Below are 20,153 nucleotides of genomic sequence, written 5' to 3' on the forward strand. Positions count from 1 at the left end.
TAATAACTAAAGCCAGCTAAAGCATGGTCTGATTTGTTTTCAGCCTGTTTTAGTTGGCTTCAGTTCTAGCTGAAAAATTTTTTGACTCAGTGGGTGTAACTAGGTCATTCAGATTACTTTGAACTTTTTGTTATCACCTCACGGACACGATAGATGGGGCGTCCTTGAGATTCATGATAGGTACGCATTAGCAACTCAGCCAACAGACCAAAGCAAAATAACTGTACCCCAGTCACTAGCAAAAGAACCGCCAAAATTAGCAAAGGGCGATCGCCAATATCTTGATGAAAAGCTAATTTGACAAAAGTCAAGTAAATTCCAATCGCCACACCTGAAGCCATCGAAATCAAACCCCACAGCCCAAAAACGTGCATTGGGCGTGTGAGGAACTTTTTCATAAACAAAATCGTTAACAAATCCATCAAAACTCGGAAAGTCCGCCATATCCCGTACTTGCTGCGACCAAAGCGACGGGCGTGGTGACGCACTGGCATTTCTGTAATTCTTGCCCCTTCAATATATGCCAGAGCCGGAAGAAATCGATGCAGTTCCCCATAAAGGTTCATATCTGCTACCAGTTCTGCGCGGTAGGCTTTCAGGGAACAACCATAGTCATGAATATTCACGCTGGTGGTTCGCCTAATTAACCAGTTGGCAATTTTGGAAGGGAGTAACCGATTCACAGCACCATCTTGTCGGTTTTTGCGCCACCCACTGACCAAATCGTAGCCTTCCTCCAGCTTTGCCAACAGCATCGGGATATCTGCTGGGTCATTTTGGAGGTCAGCATCCAAAGTAACAATTGCTTTACCGATGGCATAGTTAAACCCAGCAGCCATCGCGCCAGTTTGACCGTAGTTGCGGCGCAAAATGACCGCTTTTAAATCATTGCGGATTTGCGCCTGTTCTTTGAGAAACTGTGCCGAACCATCTGTTGAACCATCATCTACACAGATGATTTCATAACTCAACCCAGTAGCAGATAAGGTGAAAGCGATCGCCTCAAGCAAATGCGGCAAACTTTCTACTTCATTATGCACAGGCACCACGACCGAAACATCTGGGACAATTGACGATATTGCATCATTTTGCCCAGTCAGCTCATTAGAAACCAGTCCACTCCTCATATTCCTCTTTTGTCCTCAGCGTCTTTGTGGTTCGTAACTCCTGACCACTCTTCCAGCACCGCGCAGTTGCTGGTAGTATGACTGACAAATCTCATCACCTTGTTCCGAAAGAGGGTCAATGGCAATTCCATTACGCCCTTTATCTTTCCCAGAACTATGGATGTAGTAGCCATCTCCCAAATAGAGTCCCACATGAGTTGCTTTTTGGGAAGATCCAAAGAACACGAGGTCTCCTGGTTGTAATTCTTTCATAGTAACGGGTTGAGTGAAAGCTTCCTGCTGATCGGCATCTCTGGGTATGCGAATCCCCACCGAAGCGAATGCCGCTTGCATCAATCCCGAACAGTCGTAATTTGGTCCTACTGTACCACCCCAGAGGTAATAATTGGGTTGTTGCATGGCTTTTTGGGTAAACGCAATCACCTCTGGCAATCGTTTTTTTATCTCAGATTCAACAAAATTTTTCGCTTTATAGGGTACAGTGCATGGTTGTAACAAAACGCAATCTGAAAGCGACAGCCACCCTGGATAGTCATCCTCGCATAAACACACTTGTAGAGACGTTGTATGCAACGTCTCTACATCTTGATAGTTCGATGTTACCCACAAATGTCGCCCAGTTGCAGCTTGAGTTGCCAATCGGTCACAACTGGGAGAATCATAGATGTTCAAGTTAGCTAGGCACTGGTATTCACCTGATTTGAGGTTTTGGATTTTGGATTTTAGATTAGAGGACATACTGGAACAACAATGAATTTCTTCTTCAACAAAGACGAACAACTTGAGAATCTTGGTAATGGAATTTTAGAAGCAACTTGGGCAGCATTTCCAACTTTAGCCCGTAACCAAATTGCTCTAACTTGGATTGTCTACGATCCACCTGTACTAGTAAACACTGGTGGTGCTTTAACTCCAGATGCTTTTTGGAGTCACCCAGTTCGTGGTTTCACTTATCGCGGTGTTGAACGAATTTACCCTGCAAGTGTGGTGAAGCTGTTTTACTTAGTAGCCGTCAACGAATGGCTGGACAAAGGCATGATTTCCATTTCTAAAGAGTTGGAAAGAGCCGTGCGTGATATGATTATTGATTCCAGCAGTGATGCTACCAGTTTAGTTGTAGACATCCTGAGTGGAACAACTTCTGGACCAGAATTACCTCTAGGACCATTTGAGACGTGGAAGCAGCAACGCAATATCGTTAACCGCTATTACCAGTCCCTTGGGTGGTCGGAAATGGAAACGATAAACGTCTGCCAAAAAACCTGGTGTGATGAACCCTACGGACGCGAACGCGCATTTGTAGGAGAGTTATTAGAGAACCGTAATATGCTGACGACAAATGCCACCGCTAGGTTACTACATAGTATTGTTGGTGGTGTGGCGGTGTCTAGTGCGCGATCGCAAGCCATGATGGGTTTGATGAAGCGCAGTCTTAACCTCAATGATTTGCCAAAAGACGTTGAAGAAGACCAAGTGACAGGCTTTTTGGGTGGTGGTCTTCCCCAAGAGGCACAAATTTGGTCAAAGGCTGGTTGGACAAGTCAAGTTCGCCACGACGCCGCATACATAGAGTTACCAAATAAACGTCCCTATCTTCTGGTTGTCTTCACTGAGGGCAAAGCGAACGCCAACAAGCGCGACATTTTGCCGTTGTTGTCAAAGCTGATTGTTGAAGCAGTGGGTAGTTTAGGATAGGTAGCAACCAATACGGTTCACATAAGACCATAACCCTTATTAGGAACACAATGTAGAGACGCGCCATGGCGCGTCTCTACACACATGGTTTTTTACACATCAACCTTAACTGAACCGTATTGAGGTAGCAACAGATTTTGTAGCGGGTGTAGCGGATAAATTATTTGTGAATTCCACAATGAATTCATCCGTTACATCTGTTAACTATTCCTTGTGTTTCCCGAAAACATGATGTGTTGCCCACAATGTAAACAGAGGTAGGAAAACCAGATGAACTATCATGACAGATGCAGCCACCCCATAGACTTGCCAGTGAACTCCTATAAGGATTGCAATAGTAAATACCGCAGTAAATATGACATTCCAACGCAAGTCTAGGTGAGGCTTATTAACAGCTACTAGTAACTGTGATGCTGCATCTGCAAAAGGTCGTGGAATTGCCGATAAACAAATGAGTATCACAATGGGGATGGCAGGTATCCACTTGTGTCCAAAAACAATTGGTACGTAAAAATGAGCCAAACTAGCTTGAAGGATAACAAAAGGAACAATAGTAATTGTAATTGTTTTTAGACTGCTCAAGTAAGATCTTTTGAATTCAGACCATTGCGATCGCACTGCACACAAATGAGGCAATATCGCTGAATTGATTGCATTGATAAAGCTTAAGCTAATTCCTAATCCGGCGTTAAAACCAAAGAAATATATTCCTAACTCTTGAATACCTATGAATCGACCAACCAATAAATAATCTAAATTGTTTCTGAGAGTTCTGAGTAAGGAAACACCTAGAATATTTTTCCCAAAATTCAGAATGTCTGTCCAATCCTTTGTAGTTTCCTTTGTAGCAAATTTTGTATTTCGACGCCAAGAATGAGTCTTATAGTACACTAAAGTTTCTATGGGTGCTGCCACAACGGCAGGTAAGACGAATGCCCATACACCCATACCTGAAACAGCAAATACTGCGGTTAATATGGTACCAATAATATTTTGAATACTGTCATTAATAGCAATTATTTTCAAACGGTTTTCTCTTTGAAGAAGAATTTTTCGGATAATAGATATGGGCCAAATTAAATAAGCAACTCCTGAGATAATAATAGGCAAAATAATATCCGGACTTTTATAAAACCAAGCTATAGGAAAAGCTGCAATAGATTGAAGTATAAACAGACTAAAAAAAACCACCCAGTTTAACCAATATGCCGAGTTGCATAAAACCTCTAATTCTTCCTCTTCAGCCTGAATAATCTTTGCACCTATACCTACATTGGAGAATGTGAGAGAAAACTCCCGAACTGTCATCACAATTGCTCCTAGACCGTAGTCATAGGAAGATAAAAACCGCGCAATGATGACTACTAATCCCAAACGTAAGACTCTGTAAATGATCTCTGAGATACTTAGCCAGCCAACATTGCGAATGAATTGGCTGGAGAGTTTTTTCTTGATGATGGTTATCACTGAATTAATGAAACTCACTACTATCCTTAAGACAACAAAAGAGTTACGTTCTTGTCACTATCTGCTACTAGCTAACGTTCAATGGTATCAGCTACTGTACCTAATATTGAAACCCGTGCAGTTTTCAATTCTTCCAATGCTTGTTGCAAAGAAGGACGGATGGTTTTACCAAGTCCTGCAACCATCAAAACTGCATCTACACGGCTTGCTAAGATGTTTGTGTCTAAAAGTCCCATGATATGTGGTGCGTCATACACAACTAAATCGTAGTTTGTATGAGTTCGCTCTACAAAATCCTCCATTGTTTGAGACGAGAACAGCTTTGTGGGATTTTGTGGCGTCTCACCAGCGGTGACGACAAAAAGATTTTCTTCTGCGGACAGTTGCCCAACAACAGCACTGAAATCTAGACCCTCGCAAAGGACTTCACTGAGTCCTTTAGCGTTGACTAAACCTAATATATGATGCACTTGGGGATGGCGTAAATTTGCATCCACTAGGAGCACTCTCTGACCTGCTTGAGCAGCTATCTTTGCTAGGTTCGCTGCCACTGTAGATTTACCATCGCCACTAGTCGCTGATGTGATTACGATTGAGCGGATAGAAGTTTCAGACTTCAAAGATTGAATTCTGTTATACAAAGAGCAAAAGGCTTCGGTAAAAGCTGTGGTTTTATACTCCTGAGACTTGGCTTTTACAGTTGGCACAAATTCATGTTGGGATGCATAAGCTAGTTCTTTGTCGGTTGTAGAAATCGGGTGTCTTAATTGTTTGTGAAAAGGAATAACCCCAAGAATTGGCAGCTTAGTTGCACGTTTGACTTCTTCTGGGTCATGGAAGACATTTTGCCAATTCTCAAGAGCGAAGGCAGCTAAAGTTCCTAAGAGTAAACCTGCAACTCCTCCCAATACAACGTTACGCCCACTATTGGGTGCTACTGGTAGGAGATGACCCATTTTGTCACGCGGGACTGTGGGAGGCATAATCATGTCCCAAGGAAGATCTTGTTGACCAGCATCTACCCGCAGTGCTTCTTGCTTGGCTAAAAGCTGGTTGAGGGTATCGCTAGAAACTTGCAACTCCCTTTGCAAGTTTGAGTACTGACGTGAAAGTGATGGATATTGCTGAATTTGTTGGTTAAGCTCAAATGTTGCTTTCTTATTAGCTTGGAGGCTGCTTTCTAACAACTGAATTTGGTTAGCGGTATCAGCCAGTTGTTTGATAAGATCACGCCGAATGGAGTTTTGATAAATTGCTATTGGAGAATTAAGCGCGTTAGAGGAAGCGTTGCTTCCTATTGCCAGTTTTGCTTCTTGTCGCAATAAAGGTAGGAGTCTGCGTCGCTGTTCGCGCAAATTCTGCATTGCTGGGTTATCCTCAGTCAGACGGGCTGACTCTGTGGCAATTTTTGTTTCCACCTCTCGCAGACGAGTGAGTGTCTGCTGATACTGAGGTGATTCACTCAAGGCGGATGCGGCGATCGCTGTCTTGTCTGACATTCCCACCTGCTTTTGCAATGAGAGGGAAAGTGACTTAGCCTCAGCCAGGCTTCTTTCAGTTTCTATGCGCTGTGCTTTGAGTTCATCAACTCTGTTGAGCAGTTGTTCTCCTTGAAGTTGAGGGTTAAACATACTGTACTTCTGTTGAAACACTTGCATTTGTCCTTGAAGTGTGTTCACCCGAAGCTGCATTTTGGGAATCTGCTGCTCAACAAATTTTATTCCCTGGCGTAAGTTCGTCTGCTGCTGTTCTTTACTGTAGTTTTGATATGCTTTTGATACCTGATCCAAGACAGACTGAACTTTTTGTGGGTTGGATTCTCGATAGCGAACCTCTATAACTCTGGATAGGTCTTTGCCTTTGCCAACACGGCTAATGTGTAGGGTGCCTACTTGCTCAGGAGACACTTTGCTAGATCCATCCCCGCCAACAAGTTGGTCATAGTTAATTTCTGGATATTGGCTTTTCAGGTCTTTAACGACTGGATTTATGAGCTTTGGACTTCTCAAAACCTCCATCAAAGCCTGGTAATCCAATTCTGTTTTATTCTGTTTAGTGATTTCGTTGACGTTTTGCTTCAGGGTTTCGGATAGTAAAACCAGTAACTCACTATCTGCAGTTGTTAAAGGTTCAACTAATATCTGAAACCTGCCTTCATACTTTGGAGTTCGAGTAGCTGTCCACGCCACAGCCACTGTAGTAAGAATGACTGTCGTACTAGCAATTATGCCTAAGCGACGACGCAAAACAGAAAAAACCTGATTTAAACCCGCACTGTCTTCTTCGCTTTCTGGTCTTTTCCAGAACAAATACGGTTCTTTCACGAGAGCATTGGGATTTCTCAGGTGCTGCAAGCTTTGTTCCTTAGTTGGCATCTGTTTTCCCATTTAAATCCCATTTAAGTATGTTGAATACATGCTTCTATCAATCTATTTCCTAGATGCTGAATTTTCGCCAACTTGCCATAAAAATAAACGGGATAACTCTGTGTAATGATGTTGCGTTTGCTATGATGTACGGCGGCGTGAGGACAATACAGCTAAAATACAGCAAGATGATGCTTTTCTAAACTCTGCACCCGAAATTTCTATAGATATGTTAGTTCTCCGTCCGCAGAAGACTTCCTGTCTTAGGGACAAATCATACCAGATTTTTGCTAAGTTTCGATACCCCCAACATATCTTGCACGCACTATAATGCGCTGTTCTTTACAGAAAATTTATGAAAACGATTTTAATAATGAAGGTAGAGTAAAGTCTCGGTTTCAGAGCGAAGACAAAATTATTTCTTTGGACATATCCGTGTGAGATATTAGATGGGATAATCTTTCTACGGTAAGTTTCTTTAGGAGACTCATTCAACTAAAGAAGCAGTTTTTCTGTCTAAAGGATTTTCTTTGGACAACAAAAAGACCATTGGAAATAGAGTTGCCATGCATAGACTATCAAGGCTAGCTGAAAAGGTATTTGTTGTATTTACTCTTTTTCTTTCTACAACTGCCTTGATACCTGTTTTGTTGGAAAAGGAAGATGCTTCTAGCATCGCAGAAGATCCATATAGTCCCATCTTATTCATGGGAATTTACATGGTGACTTTCTTCCTGATTATTCAAAGGTGGAAGAGTTTTGTGCGCGTTTCACAGAAGCACATTTGGATCTGGCTACTGGTAGGAATTGCCATGGCATCAGTACTCTGGACAGTCGCACCCGACATCACACCAAGGCGTAGCATCCTTCTTTTGGGAACAACAGCATTTGGAGTATACATAGCTACGCGCTACAGCTTGAGGGAGCAACTACAGTTATTAGGTTGGACGTTTGGCATAATCATTGTACTTAGCGTTGCATTTGCCATAGCACTGCCATCTTATGGTTTGATGACCTTTCAGGAAGGAGGTATTCACACGGGAGCTTGGCGAGGCGTGATGATGCACAAAAACATCTTGGGTCGCATCATGAATGTAAGTACTATAGTCTTTCTTTTACTAGCTACCAGCAACTCCATTATGCACCGTAAATACCATTGGGTTGCGTGGGCTGGTTTGATTCTCTCAGTAGCTTTAATCATACTTTCGACTTCCAAAACAGCCCTTGTTGTTTCTCTTACCCTGATTATTATTCAGCCACTGTACAGGGCTTTGCGGAGCAATTACGCCCAAATAGTGCCTTTGATGATTGCTGTGGTACTTGTGATAGGAAGTACGGCTACGTTGCTGTTAGATAATTTGCCATTTATAGCAAGTTCATTGGGTAAGGATTTGACTCTTACAGGACGCACAGATATATGGGCAGTTATGCTCGAACTCATCTGGGAACGCCCCTTGTTTGGCTACGGATTTAATGCCTTTTGGCAGAACTGGGATAATGAGGTGACAGCCTACCTTTGGCGCGTTTTGGATTGGGAATGTCCTTATGGTCACAATGGCTTTATGGACTTATTGGCGGAATTAGGGATATCAGGATTAGCAGTATTTTTCATAAGTTATGTGACTGCTTGTATAAGAGGAGTCATGTGGTTAAGAATGACCAGAACGGTAGAGGGTTTATTGCCTTTAATGTATCTGACGTTTTTATTTATATACAACGTAACTGAAAGTACTCTTTTAGCAACTAACAGTATCTTTTGGATATTATACGTGTCTACAATTTTTTCAATGGCGTTTGAGTACGAACAAGCAAAACTTTATAACTATGTCAGTCCTTTGATCAACGAAAAAGAGTACCTTGAATCAGAAGCATCGTCAAAGCAAAATTTATAGTTCAAGTGTAGTTCAGGTGAAAGTTATTTAATTTAATGAAAATTACTCTGATATGTCATGATCTTCCCTACCCGCCGATGCATGGAGGGCGGGTAGATATGTGGCGAAGGATAAAAGCCTTTTCTCAAGTAGGTGTTGAGTTACAACTCATATCCTGGTTCAGATCTTATCCAAAAAATGAAGAAATTGCAGAGATAAAAAAATACGTTAGAGAAATTTATCTTATACCTTTTAGATACACACTAAGTTCTACTGTACGTAGAACTCTTGATTTATTTCGTTATCCTTTGGAAGTGACTTCTAGAATTGTCAGAGGACAAGAACTGAGCAGACTGCTTGAAGAGGTTCCAGTCTTTGCTCCTCAGGTTATTTGGTTGGATGGTATTCACGGTGGAGAAGTCGCAACTGAGCTCAGGAAGCACTTAAATATCCCTTTAGTGACTCGCTGCCACAATGTAGAACATTTATACTATAGACGATTATTTACATTTGCAACAGGTTTAAACAAACTTAAAAGATATTTATCGCTTTCTCACTTGGAAAGTTATGAAAAAAATTTACTAAGTTATAGCTCTTTATTTTATGATATATCAGTAGATGATTTAAAGTTTTGGCAAAGCCAAGGCTTTACTAATGGGCGTTATCTACCTCCTATTGTCGAGTTCAACAAAGATAGAGATTTAGAGACTTCTGATAATGAACAGGGGGTAAATTATTATGATATTGTGTTCTTAGGCAACCTTTACTCAAACAACAACGTAGCAGGTATAGTTTGGTTCCTAACAGAGGTTCTTCCTGTGATTCGCTCTGTATTACCAAATGTTAAGGTGCTGATAGCTGGAGCAAACCCTGTGCAGAAAATAAAGCAGCTATGTGAAGAGAATGAAGGGGTGCATCTGAGTATTAATCCAGCTTCTTCTGTAGCAGTCTACAATTCAGGGCGTGTTCTCATTAATCCAGTTTTAACAGGGAGTGGTGTTAGTATAAAGTCCTTGGAAATGCTCACTTATGGAAGACCTATTGTTTCAACTCCTCAAGGAATAGCTGGTTTGCCGGAAGCAGTCAAAAAATATTTCAAAATAGCCGCTAATGCTCAATCTTTTGGGGAAGAAATTACTAAGTTCTTGTTCAACCCTCAGAAGAATAATGTTGACCGAGAAGTGCTAGAGCGTCTATTCGGTTCTCAGGTCATTGAAGGCGTTATATCCGATATCAAATCTTTGCTATAAAGACACAACAAATAGTCTGAGCAGAATTTCTATTTGAGGTGAGAGGATGTTAATTTCTGTGTGCGTAGCAACCTATCAACGTCCTGAAGGATTAAAACGCTTACTTGATGGACTCAATCAGCTCACTTTTAGTAAGTGTGAAACTCCAGATATAGAGGTAATTGTTGTTGATAATGATTCAACTGGTTCTGCTCATGCAGTTTACTCTAGTAAAGTGAGTGATTTCAAATGGTTACTAAAGTACCACATTGAACCTACTCGTGGTATTTCCTATGTTCGCAATAAAGCGATCGCTTGTGTCAGCAAAGATTCAGATTTTGTGGCTTTCATAGATGACGATGAAGCCCCCAAAGCATCTTGGCTGGATGAGCTTTTATCGGTTCAGCAAACATATGATGCGGACGTAGTCACTGGACCTGTTTTACCGCATTTTATGAAGTCAAATATCCCTAATTGGGTTGTCAAAGGAGGTTTTTTTGAGCCTAAGCGTTATTCCACAGGTCATTTGCTAAGAGTAGCGTTTACTAACAATGTGCTGATTCGCTTACTCGTTTTGCAGAAACTAGATAAAATTTTCGATGAGCGTTTTGCTCTGACTGGTGGAGAAGATTCGCATTTTTTCATGCGTGTTTATCGTGCGGGATATAAACTAGTTTGGGCGGATGAAGCTTTAGTCTATGAATGGATACCTGAAAGCCGTATCAACATGAGATGGATTCTTCAAAGAGGTTATCTAGGTTGGAGCAGACATAGCTTTTGCGAGCGGGAACTCTATCCTTCAATTATGGTACTTGCCATACGTATCGCCAAAGGAATCGCACTGATGATTCAAGGGGTATGCCTCATTTTCCCATCTCTGTTTTTGGGACAACACGTATTTATTAAAGCTTTGCTACATATTTATAGGGGTGCTGGAACGCTTGCAGGTATTCTTGGAATGCGCCACGAGGTATACAGGATAACTCAAGGGATATAGAATATCGAAACTTGGCAAAAGTTTTGTTACCTTCCTTAAGCAAACAACATGAATATTTTATACTTGACAACGGTTCTTCCTAGTCAAAGGAAAACTGGTGGGGAAATTGCATCCCAAAGCTTTATTGATGCTCTTGAGCAAAGCGGACACAAGGTTTTGGTTGTTGGCTACCAGCGACAAGGCGATGTTTCTCTCAACAAACTCGTAAATGAAATCTCAGTCGGTCAACGATATATAGAAACAGATAAATCTAAATTTTATCCTCTTTTTTGGATGGGTTTGAGCCTGATAAAAAAGCTTCCCTACTCCTGTGCAAAATATTATTCTGAAAGGTATATCAAAAATGTAATAACACTATTAAATAACCAAGACTATGATGTTGCCATCATAGATCATGCACAAGTAGGTTGGTTATTGCCTTTCTTAAGCAACAAAATTAAGTTGATATTCATTGCTCATAACGTAGAACACGAAGTCTATTTAGAGCAATTTCAAAATACACATAATAATATATCAAAACAGATATACAAGCGAGAAGCTCACCTCATTCAAGAGTTGGAAGATAGTGTGGCAAGGAAAGCTAAAGAAGTTTGGACATTCACATCATATGATGCGAGCTACTTTAGCAACATTAACAAGGCGACTAGAGTGTTCAATATACCTTCTAGCTTAGAAAGATTATCAAGTACAACTGCAATGAAAACCTTTGATGTGGGAATTCTCGGCAGTTGGACATGGAAAGCTAATATGTTGGGTTTGAAGTGGTTCTTCCAAGAAGTTTATCCTCTCTTACCCTTAGATTTCTCCATTCAGGTTGCAGGTAGGGGTGCTGAATGGTTGCAGGGACAGTATCCTAATGTAAAATATTGTGGTTTTGTGCCAGATGTACAAGCATTTATGGCACAGGCAAAAGTGATTGCTGTTCCCTCTATTAGTGGGGGTGGTGTCCAAATTAAAACTTTGGATGCTATTGCTTCAGGAACTCCCATTGTGGCAACTCCTGTGGCAATGCGTGGAATTTGCGACTACCCGTCTTGCGTTAAGGTTGTCGAAAAACCAAAGGATTTTGCTGATCATTTAGTTGAATTAGTAGCAAATACAGCCCCAGATTCTTGTGAGGATGCGCTTATATGGTCAAGAATTCGGCAGAAAAAATTCTTTGCTGATGTTGCTGATGCAATGAATTCAATCAGAGTTTTTCAAGGCATATTTCCTACTTAAATAAATGAACAATGAAAGTAATTTTACTTAACAACTACAGCATGACTGGCCAATGGGAACAGTGGCACAGAGAGAATTACCAATATCCAAGTCATCATCTTTGGGGAGCTACATTACTACCTAAATATGGTATCGATGTTCATATTTTGCCTTTTGAAAAATGTTCTTTTCTTAAAAAAATCAGCCAAAGATTAAAAATTTTTGGAGATTTAGATCAGCAATTAAGGATACTGTTTTTTAAACAGGAGTATGATGTTGTTTATTCAGGACACCACCTGACTACAGCATTCCTCGCATTTCTCCGTTCTCTTGGTATATTCAAAAAACCAATCGTTGCCATAACATATCAATCATTTCGGAAAAATTTAGGGAGCCATTTATTAACTAGCTTACTTCTTAGGGGACACGATAAACTTTTTTGCTTGAACAATGAAATTAAAGACCATTTAAAATATGAGTTTCATATACCTGAGAACAAGTTGGAAATATTAGAGTGGGGGAACGATTTACCCTGTTATCAAATAAAGAATGTAAGTACTGATGAAAACAAAAAATCTGGCACTAGGTTTATTTTAAGTGCAGGTAAAACTTATCGAGACTACGACACACTGATAAAAGCCTTTAGCCAAATCAACCACCCTTTAAAAATTTGCAGCCATGGGAACTCTCTCATTTCTAACACTTGCGAACTAACCTCAAACATTCATCTTGTTAAAAAGATGCTTTCATGGCAAGAACTTTTAGCAGAATATGAACAAGCATATGCAGTTGCTATTCCTTTAAATATGAGACCCAATAAACCATATAATGCGATTGGCTTGACAAGTTTATTAGAGGCAATGTCAATGGGTAAAGCAGTTGTAATGACAAGAAACAAGTACGTTGGTATTGATGTAGAAAAACAGGGTATCGGAATTGTTGTTGACCAGCAAGATGTTAAGGGATGGCAACAGGCAATCTCCTATTTACTGCAACATCCAGATGAAACTCGGGAGATGGGAAACAGATCTCGGCGTTTGTGTGAAGAAAAATATAACTTAGAAGTTTTTTCATCAAAATTATCTAAGCTCTTACAAAATGTAGTTTTGAAGTAGCAAGCTTTGTATATGAGTCATACTCGGTTTATAGTGCAAGTATTACAAAAAATAAGTTTTTTTAGAGCCTACAAGGGTACAAGGCTGTGGAGACAGTTCACAAAACACCTTGCGATTGGCTTGGCATTGGTGTTGCTTTACACAGGTTTTAGTAGCTGTTCAATGCCGTTCAAACAGAATGACATCTCTATCAGTGAGGCTGCTACTACTATTGTCCCTCCTTTGTCTACTCAAGGTTCTCAGATTGTTGATGCCAATGGTAGCGTGGTTCTGCTGCGCGGTGTCAACTGGTTTGGCATGGAACTAAACACCCATGCCCCAAATGGCCTTTGGGTTAGAGATTACAAAGATATGCTCGCTCAGATTAAAAGTTTGGGCTATAACGTCATCCGCTTCCCCTATTCCATACAAGCACTGCGTTCTAGTGACATCAGTAGTGTCGATTTTTCTATTGGTGCAAATAAAGATTTCCAAGACAAGACTCCGCTGGAGATAATGGACTTGGTGATTAAGGAGGCGCAGCGTCAGGGACTGCTAATTTTGCTCGACAATCACCGACTCAACGATCAGGAGATCTCGGAATTGTGGTACGATGACCAATTTACCGAGAGCGACTGGATTAACACTTGGACAATGCTAGCCAAACGCTACAAAAACCAAGCCAACGTGATCGGGGCGGATCTGAAAAACGAACCTCATGGTCGTGCTAGTTGGGGAACAGGTAACTCAGCAACTGACTGGCGGCTAGCTGCAGAACGGGCTGGAAACAGAATTCTCAATGTAAACCCAAATTGGCTGATTTTGGTAGAGGGAGTAGAGAAAAATGTGCCTGGTCAAAAATTATCAGGCTACTTGTGGGGTTCAAATCTTGAGGGCGTCCGCAAATATCCAGTACGCCTGAAGGTATCCGGAAAGCTAGTATATTCTCCTCATGAGTACGGTGGTTCTGATTTGTCGTGGTTTTTAGACTCTACATTTCCTAAAAACTTATCTCAACGTTGGGAAACAGCATTTAACTATATTGCTTCGCAAGGGATTGCCCCAATTTGGATTGGTGAATTTGGTGGATATGACGTAGATAGCACTTCTAAGGAGGGTATTTGGCAACAGGAATTTGTCAATTACATCAATAAGAAACAACTTAGCTTTACCTACTGGTGTTGGAATCCCAACAGTCAAGGTACCGGAGGCATTCTACAAGACGACTGGGAAAGTATTAATACTGACAAGCAGAAACTTTTGAGTAAGCTGCTGCGTTGAATGGGGTAGCGGCACTAACAATAATGAACAATATTTTTTTACAGGGTGTGATACCACAATGTTCTTTTAACAGAATGCCGGAGTTTCAGTATGTCACAAATGACTCAGGAAAATTCATCATCCAAAAATATATATCTTCGTTTAAATCAAAAACCACGTATTTTAGTAGTATCAATGCGCGGTTTCCATTCCCAAGCCTTTCGCTCTGCTGAGTATGAATTTGAAGATGCTGTTTTTACTTTTGACTATGCTGATATACTTGCTCCTGTGCTAGCTTCTGGTGCCGTCAGTACACTTAATAAAAAGCTGGCAAACTATGCAGCAAGAGCTACTGGTAAAGGTCAACTTCTCAGTTCGGGTTGCATTCCTACCATTGTAGATAGAGAATACGATTTATTATTTTTTATTTGCCAACACTTTTGGGATATCGCGTGTATTAATTCTATTAAAGCATGGCGAGAAAAATGCCGTAAAGCTGTTTTATGGATAGATGAAATCTGGGCAAAAGAGATTGGAGACCATAAAACTAGACTTTGCTTTGAACTTGTGAAAGATTTTGATTATATTTTTACGACACAAAGTTCTAGCATTAATGCTATTACCAATTTGGTTCAGCGTCCTTGTTATTCTTTACCCTATGGGGTCGATACTATAAAATTTTGCCCCTATCCACAAGCACCGCAACGGAGTATAGATATTTATAGCATTGGTCGCCGTTCACCAATAGTACACAAAGCTTTACTGGAAATGGCGGAACGGAAAAATTTTTTATATTTATTTGACTCTCTTAAAGGTTTACAAATGACCGACTATAAAGAGCACCGAACTTTATATAGCAATTTGATTAAGAGAAGTCGTTACTATATTGCTAATAAAGCAAAATTTGACGCTATACATCAAACAGGTGGTCAAGAGGAGCTAGGTTCTCGCTTTTTTGAGGGAGCAGCAGGGGGAGCGGTTATGATTGGGACTCCTCCAGTTTGTGAAGCTTATACAACTTACTTTAACTGGTCTGATGCAGTGATTGAAATTCCCTATGATGCTACTAATTTAGCTGATATTATCACTGCTCTTGATGCACAACCAGAGCGCTTAAATAGAATTCGTAAAGACAATGTGATTAACTCTCTACTACGTCATGACTGGGTATACCGTTGGGAACAAATTTTAGAGAAATTAGGGCTTGAAAGCACACCAGAAATGTTATCTCGAAAGGCTCATTTAAGAAACTTAGCTGACACAGTACAAAGTGGACATTGAAACTGTGGCGTGCGTTCACCGAGTGTAACGCACTGCTATAAGCTGCTTTTCAAGTCTGTACTATAATCTGTCAGCAATTTGCCACATGGGTTTTTTATTTTTATTTTTATGATCCTTGGTCATGTACAAATTTAGTTTTTGTTTCAAAATTAATATAAAAAAAGGAATATCATCTACCAAATATCTTTTCCATAATCTTTTTGGTTCACACAACATTCTAAACAACCATTCTAAGCCAACTTCGCTCATCCATTTTGGAGATCTTTTCACGTTTCCTGCTTCAAAATCAATAGTCGCACCCAATGCCATAAATATCCTTATTTGCGGTAGCATAGCCTTGTACTTGTATATCCATTTTTCTTGCTTTGGGGCACCAACTCCTATAACCAAGACAGTAGCACCAGAATTATTGATCATGCGAACTATGTTTTGACACTCTTGTTCATCTTTATCAAATCCAAAAGGCGGAGAATATGAAGCAATAACAATGCTCCTACCTGTTTTCCTATTTATTTCATTTTGAGCTTTACTAGCTACTCCTTGACCTGCTCCTAAAAGAAAGATTTTGATGTCTTCATTATGCCTATGATAATTATAGAAAGCAGGAAACAAGTCGGAACCTGAAATTTTTTCTTTGATTGGGGTTCCTAAAAATTTAGACGCATGAACTAGTATTTGGCTATCACAAACCTTATAGTCACTAATACTATACGCCTGCAAGAACTCAGGGTCTTTTTGCAGTTTAATCAGATGGTCAACATTCGGCGTAAATACTACCCCGGATTGCAATTTCTCTAAAAATTCTGCCTTCGACAAATTGTCAATCTCTAGGTTCAGAATTTTAACTTTGTTCATAGCTTGCACAATTTAGCTTATATCTAACTTTCGGTTGATTTACAAAGCACACGGTTAGAGTGTGAAGAATATGTTGAGAGTTCCGTAACGCCCTGATTTCACCATCCTCATCCTACTCAGTTACAGCAACTAACTTACAGCAAAGGAACAGCTTTGAAAGAGGCTCAGATGAGGATTTGGAACTTTTAAAAGATTTGGTGCTCACCCCTTTGGGGCGCTGCGCTTCCTTGTAATCGCGCTCACTTTTGACCACCAACATTAGAAAAATTAACAGAAATGAACTTTTCTATAACCGATGCAATGTTTGAGAAACAAACTACCTTGGGAGCAATTTTCTTTTTGCTCTCGATTTTATAGGTGTATTTTTACTGTTTCTTTAAGTGCATTTCTTCACTGTAACGGTTATAGATTTTGAATTATCAAGTGATAACTTATCATGAAAATATCAAGGATATACTAGCTTTACATATTTTTCATGAAAAACCGAAGGTTCTTCAGTACATATACAGTTAATATCAGTCTAAAATTTAGCTTTTATACAGATAAAAACCCAAATTTGCTCGCTTATTAAGTAATATCTAGGGATATGTGAAAATTATGTAAAGCCATCACCACAGGAATTATGTGCTTTTAAGCACATTAGGAGTGAAATAAATTTTTTAAAAACAATTATCGGCTCGATTAGCTATGCTGTAAGCTTAGAGACTTTTGTATATAGAACTTTCATCAAAGTCAGTAGTTGGAGCAAGCCGGATAAAGAGCTAAAACTCAGTACTGTCAATATTTTTGCAACATCTATGCAACATCTAATTAACTAGAACCTTTTAGACGCAAACTAAAGTTGAAGCGTAAAGTTTCTCTTTGTTGCTTTAAATTCTTAAATGGCTTTACTCTTAGAGACTGTGACTCTATTTTATACAAATACTGAGATCTGTATATTAATGGCTCTATTTCTTAGGATAAAAATATTTTGTGTCATCTGTCAAGTTAATGATATTTATCTTAAATTTCTTATTTGAAATTTTAGTGACTATAGTCCAATTGAGGATGTAGGAATTAATTTTTTGGTGTTAAATTGTTGAATATTGCCAAAAGTGGGCTAATAACCACAGAACCCGTCATCTATGGAGGCAATATTCTTTGAGGAGTGAATGTGAATACTATATCTTTTCGTAAGAATTTATTTTTGTTGCTGAGTTTATCAGCTATAGCGGTTCTGGGTAGCGGCTTATCTGCTGATGCCCAAACAGCAGATAATACAAGCACTAAGCAGTTAAGCGAGTCTTCCGGAACTGAAGCGTTTCCTAATCAGGTAAGTCCTGAAGTAGAAAGTTTCTACCCACAAGCTTTTACTCCTACTCCGGTAGAATTCATCGGCGTAGAAAATCATTCAGCGCCAGTATCAGATATAAACCAGTCTCAGCAGCAGCCAACTAACATACAACAGGAAACTGCGAAGAGCGTGGTAACTCCTGTTCCAGGAACAACAGCAACTTCATCTGCGGCACTTGTTATAGATCCTCAAAAGACCCAGAATGCAGATGTCCAGGCTCAACCATCTACTTCTAAGGTGTCACAAGCAGATATTGACCCAGGCACAACAACCCGTGGTGGCTCAAGTTATATCGGAATAGCAGCAAATATTGGTCTGGGTGGGGACTCTGCTTTAGGCGACACCAATTTTATGGTTATCAGTAAAATAGGCTTGACAAATGCCATATCGGTGCGTCCATCGGCAGTGATAGGAGACAATACTGTCATTCTAGTTCCCGTCAGTTACGACTTTTCATTCAGGCAGTTATCAGATCCGTTTGCTGAACCGTTGCCTATTGCTCCTTATATTGGAGCAGGTGCAGCTATTGAAACAGGCGACGATACTGAGGTTGGCTTTCTTCTGACTGGTGGAATCGATGTGCCTATAACTCCTCAATTTACAGCAACAGCTGCTGTGAATGCGGCATTTCTCGATGAAACTGATATCGGTTTGTCGGTAGGAGTCGGTTACAACTTTAGTGGGCTTTTTGGCTTGTAAAAGAACATTCAAAGGGTGTTTATTAAGTAGAGACGCGCCATAGCACGTCTCTACTCCTAAGTTTTATTTCGGGCTAACTTTATCAATCGTCTTGATTTTGCCGTCGTCCCCAACTGTCCAAACATCGTAGATACCGACTACATCGCCGTTTTCGTCAACATCTACGTTGCCACTGGCTCCCTGGTAGTTAATATCTTTACCTTGTTGCAGTAACTTTAGTCCTTCGCAAACATCAGTCACTTCTGTGCCTGGGGCATTGGAAACTTCACGGATTTTGTTGGCTATGCCAACACCTGTATTTTCTTTAGCAGCTTGTGCTGCCAAAACTAGCAAGGCGGTGGCGTCCCAAGCTTGAGGAGCGAATTCTCCTGGTGAGCCTCCTTTTTTGGATTGCCAGAGTTTGGTGAGAGCCGCTAACGCTTTGCCGTTGGAACCTGGTACTGTACCGATAATTCCAGAGCCGATATATTTACCGTCATTGGTTTTGCCGACTTGTCCAGGAAACTCATCTGACTTCATTCCATCTGTTAGCATGACCTGCACACCCTGAAGCAAACCTTGCTGGTACGCTGCTTTTAGCAGCAGACTACCAGTTTCTACGTAAAAAACGCCTAGGACTGCATCCGGCTTACCAGCGAAAGCAGCAGATGCTTCACTTTCAAATGTGGTAGCTTTCGGGTCGTAGCGAACAGGATTGTTTTCGTTAGCAACAGTTCCCCCCAATTTTTTAAAAGCTTGCACAAATGCTTTTTCAAAACCCACACCATAGTCATTGTTTATGACGACGGTGGAAACTCTTTTATAACCTCTTTTATTAGCAAGTGTGGCTAATGCTGGTCCTTGGTAGCTATCAGGTGGAACAGTACGCGCCCAAAAGCCTTTAAATTTACCTTGTTTCGCCTGTTCTGTAAATACGGGGCTGGTGCTACCTGGAGAAATGAGCATGACTTTATTTTGAGCGGCAATTGAGACAGCCGCAGTGGAAACGCTGCTGGCAAAAGAGCCAACGACACCTGCAACCCTATCGACAGTTGCCAGTTTGGTCATACCGGCAGCACCACCTTTGGGGTCGGTTTGGTCGTCCACAGGCACAAGGGTCACAGGTTCGCCATTCACGCCACCGCAAGCGTTGACAGTTTCCACAAGGAAGGGAACGGCAGGTATCATCTGCTGTCCAATGGAAGCCAAGTCACCTGTTGCTGGTAGTAGGGAACCAATTTTTAGCCCTTTGGTGGTGGCACTTCCTCCATTACCAGGGGTGTTACTTGGGGCTGTATTGTCACAAGCTGCTGCCAGAAAACCAACTGCCAGGGTAGCCAAAGCCAGAGCAAAGGCAGCATTCATCTTTTGCATATATTCAGTTTCACTCCTCTTCTATTCAGGAGCCTAAAAGTAAGATTCAAATTTGACGACGAATTAACTTCTTTAATGGCTCCAGAAGATAAATAATAACATCCTCCCACAGGAGGAAAGCTACCTTTGCTACCTGCTCTTAAGAGCCTATGTTGCCTTTCTATTTTCTTAATTAACGGAGAAGGAGGGATTCGAACCCTCGGTACAGCCTTACGTACTGTACAACGGATTAGCAATCCGCCGCTTTCGACCACTCAGCCACCTCTCCACGGTCACGAAGATTAATGATAACAGACTCTAAAGTTCAATGTCAATAGTCATCTGTC

At 40.7% G+C, this 20,153-nt stretch carries 15 protein-coding genes and 1 tRNA gene; 9 read left to right on the top strand and 7 right to left on the bottom strand.

What is annotated here, in order from left to right; all coding sequences use genetic code 11:
• Positions 1-113: 113 nt before the first annotated feature.
• Together MAS10914_RS0104155 and MAS10914_RS0104160 are read right to left on the bottom strand one after the other, a co-directional pair.
• The gene (locus tag MAS10914_RS0104155; RefSeq protein ID WP_017314642.1) at positions 114-1,127 is read right to left on the bottom strand and encodes a glycosyltransferase family 2 protein; all 1,014 of its coding nucleotides are present in this window, start codon (positions 1,125-1,127) and stop codon (positions 114-116) included.
• A gap of 15 nt (positions 1,128-1,142) precedes the next feature.
• Complete coding sequence (locus MAS10914_RS0104160) at positions 1,143-1,865, bottom strand: C40 family peptidase (RefSeq protein WP_017314643.1); 723 nt, start codon at positions 1,863-1,865, stop codon at positions 1,143-1,145.
• A 12-nt stretch (positions 1,866-1,877) separates the two neighbouring features.
• Between MAS10914_RS0104160 and MAS10914_RS0104165 the strand changes: the two genes are divergently transcribed.
• Positions 1,878-2,822, top strand: coding sequence for a serine hydrolase (locus MAS10914_RS0104165; RefSeq protein ID WP_017314644.1), 945 nt, complete (start codon positions 1,878-1,880; stop codon positions 2,820-2,822).
• A 204-nt stretch (positions 2,823-3,026) separates the two neighbouring features.
• Here the strand turns inward: MAS10914_RS0104165 and MAS10914_RS0104170 are convergent, their stop codons facing one another.
• Both MAS10914_RS0104170 and MAS10914_RS0104175 read right to left on the bottom strand, forming a co-directional pair.
• The gene (locus tag MAS10914_RS0104170) at positions 3,027-4,307 is read right to left on the bottom strand and encodes a lipopolysaccharide biosynthesis protein (protein ID WP_017314645.1); all 1,281 of its coding nucleotides are present in this window, start codon (positions 4,305-4,307) and stop codon (positions 3,027-3,029) included.
• 53 nt (positions 4,308-4,360) lie between these two features.
• Positions 4,361-6,664, bottom strand: a complete 2,304-nt coding sequence (locus MAS10914_RS0104175; protein ID WP_017314646.1) for a GumC family protein — start codon at positions 6,662-6,664, stop codon at positions 4,361-4,363.
• Between the two features lie 557 nt (positions 6,665-7,221).
• Between MAS10914_RS0104175 and MAS10914_RS0104185 the strand changes: the two genes are divergently transcribed.
• The 7 genes from MAS10914_RS0104185 to MAS10914_RS0104215 all read left to right on the top strand — a co-directional run bounded on the left by MAS10914_RS0104185 (position 7,222) and on the right by MAS10914_RS0104215 (position 15,587).
• The gene (locus MAS10914_RS0104185; RefSeq protein ID WP_017314647.1) at positions 7,222-8,547 is read left to right on the top strand and encodes an O-antigen ligase family protein; all 1,326 of its coding nucleotides are present in this window, start codon (positions 7,222-7,224) and stop codon (positions 8,545-8,547) included.
• Between the two features lie 98 nt (positions 8,548-8,645).
• Positions 8,646-9,776: a glycosyltransferase gene (locus MAS10914_RS0104190; RefSeq protein ID WP_017314648.1), complete on the top strand. Its 1,131-nt coding sequence runs from the start codon at positions 8,646-8,648 to the stop codon at positions 9,774-9,776.
• Positions 9,777-9,822: 46 nt separating this feature from the next.
• Positions 9,823-10,752, top strand: coding sequence for a glycosyltransferase family 2 protein (locus tag MAS10914_RS0104195; RefSeq protein ID WP_017314649.1), 930 nt, complete (start codon positions 9,823-9,825; stop codon positions 10,750-10,752).
• A gap of 48 nt (positions 10,753-10,800) precedes the next feature.
• Positions 10,801-11,973: a glycosyltransferase gene (locus MAS10914_RS0104200; RefSeq protein ID WP_017314650.1), complete on the top strand. Its 1,173-nt coding sequence runs from the start codon at positions 10,801-10,803 to the stop codon at positions 11,971-11,973.
• Between the two features lie 11 nt (positions 11,974-11,984).
• A complete protein-coding gene (locus MAS10914_RS0104205) occupies positions 11,985-13,067 on the top strand; it encodes a glycosyltransferase family 4 protein (protein ID WP_084786325.1) in 1,083 nt (360 codons plus the stop codon).
• Between the two features lie 12 nt (positions 13,068-13,079).
• Entirely contained in the window at positions 13,080-14,327 is a 1,248-nt protein-coding gene (locus MAS10914_RS0104210) for a glycoside hydrolase family 5 protein (protein ID WP_017314652.1), read from the top strand.
• A 90-nt stretch (positions 14,328-14,417) separates the two neighbouring features.
• The gene (locus MAS10914_RS0104215; RefSeq protein ID WP_017314653.1) at positions 14,418-15,587 is read left to right on the top strand and encodes a glycosyltransferase family protein; all 1,170 of its coding nucleotides are present in this window, start codon (positions 14,418-14,420) and stop codon (positions 15,585-15,587) included.
• A 60-nt stretch (positions 15,588-15,647) separates the two neighbouring features.
• Here the strand turns inward: MAS10914_RS0104215 and MAS10914_RS0104220 are convergent, their stop codons facing one another.
• Positions 15,648-16,442, bottom strand: a complete 795-nt coding sequence (locus tag MAS10914_RS0104220; protein ID WP_017314654.1) for a WecB/TagA/CpsF family glycosyltransferase — start codon at positions 16,440-16,442, stop codon at positions 15,648-15,650.
• A 1,153-nt stretch (positions 16,443-17,595) separates the two neighbouring features.
• Between MAS10914_RS0104220 and MAS10914_RS0104230 the strand changes: the two genes are divergently transcribed.
• Positions 17,596-18,474, top strand: a complete 879-nt coding sequence (locus MAS10914_RS0104230; RefSeq protein ID WP_017314655.1) for a hypothetical protein — start codon at positions 17,596-17,598, stop codon at positions 18,472-18,474.
• A gap of 63 nt (positions 18,475-18,537) precedes the next feature.
• Here the strand turns inward: MAS10914_RS0104230 and MAS10914_RS0104235 are convergent, their stop codons facing one another.
• Positions 18,538-19,827 carry an ABC transporter substrate-binding protein gene (locus MAS10914_RS0104235; protein WP_017314656.1) on the bottom strand — a complete coding sequence of 430 codons (1,290 nt, stop codon included), beginning with the start codon at positions 19,825-19,827 and terminating at the stop codon, positions 18,538-18,540.
• Between the two features lie 176 nt (positions 19,828-20,003).
• Positions 20,004-20,095: transfer RNA gene (locus tag MAS10914_RS0104240), tRNA-Ser, on the bottom strand.
• Positions 20,096-20,153: the final 58 nt, after the last annotated feature.

Source organism: Mastigocladopsis repens PCC 10914 (assembly GCF_000315565.1).
In the GTDB taxonomy this organism is placed as follows: domain Bacteria; phylum Cyanobacteriota; class Cyanobacteriia; order Cyanobacteriales; family Nostocaceae; genus Mastigocladopsis; species Mastigocladopsis repens.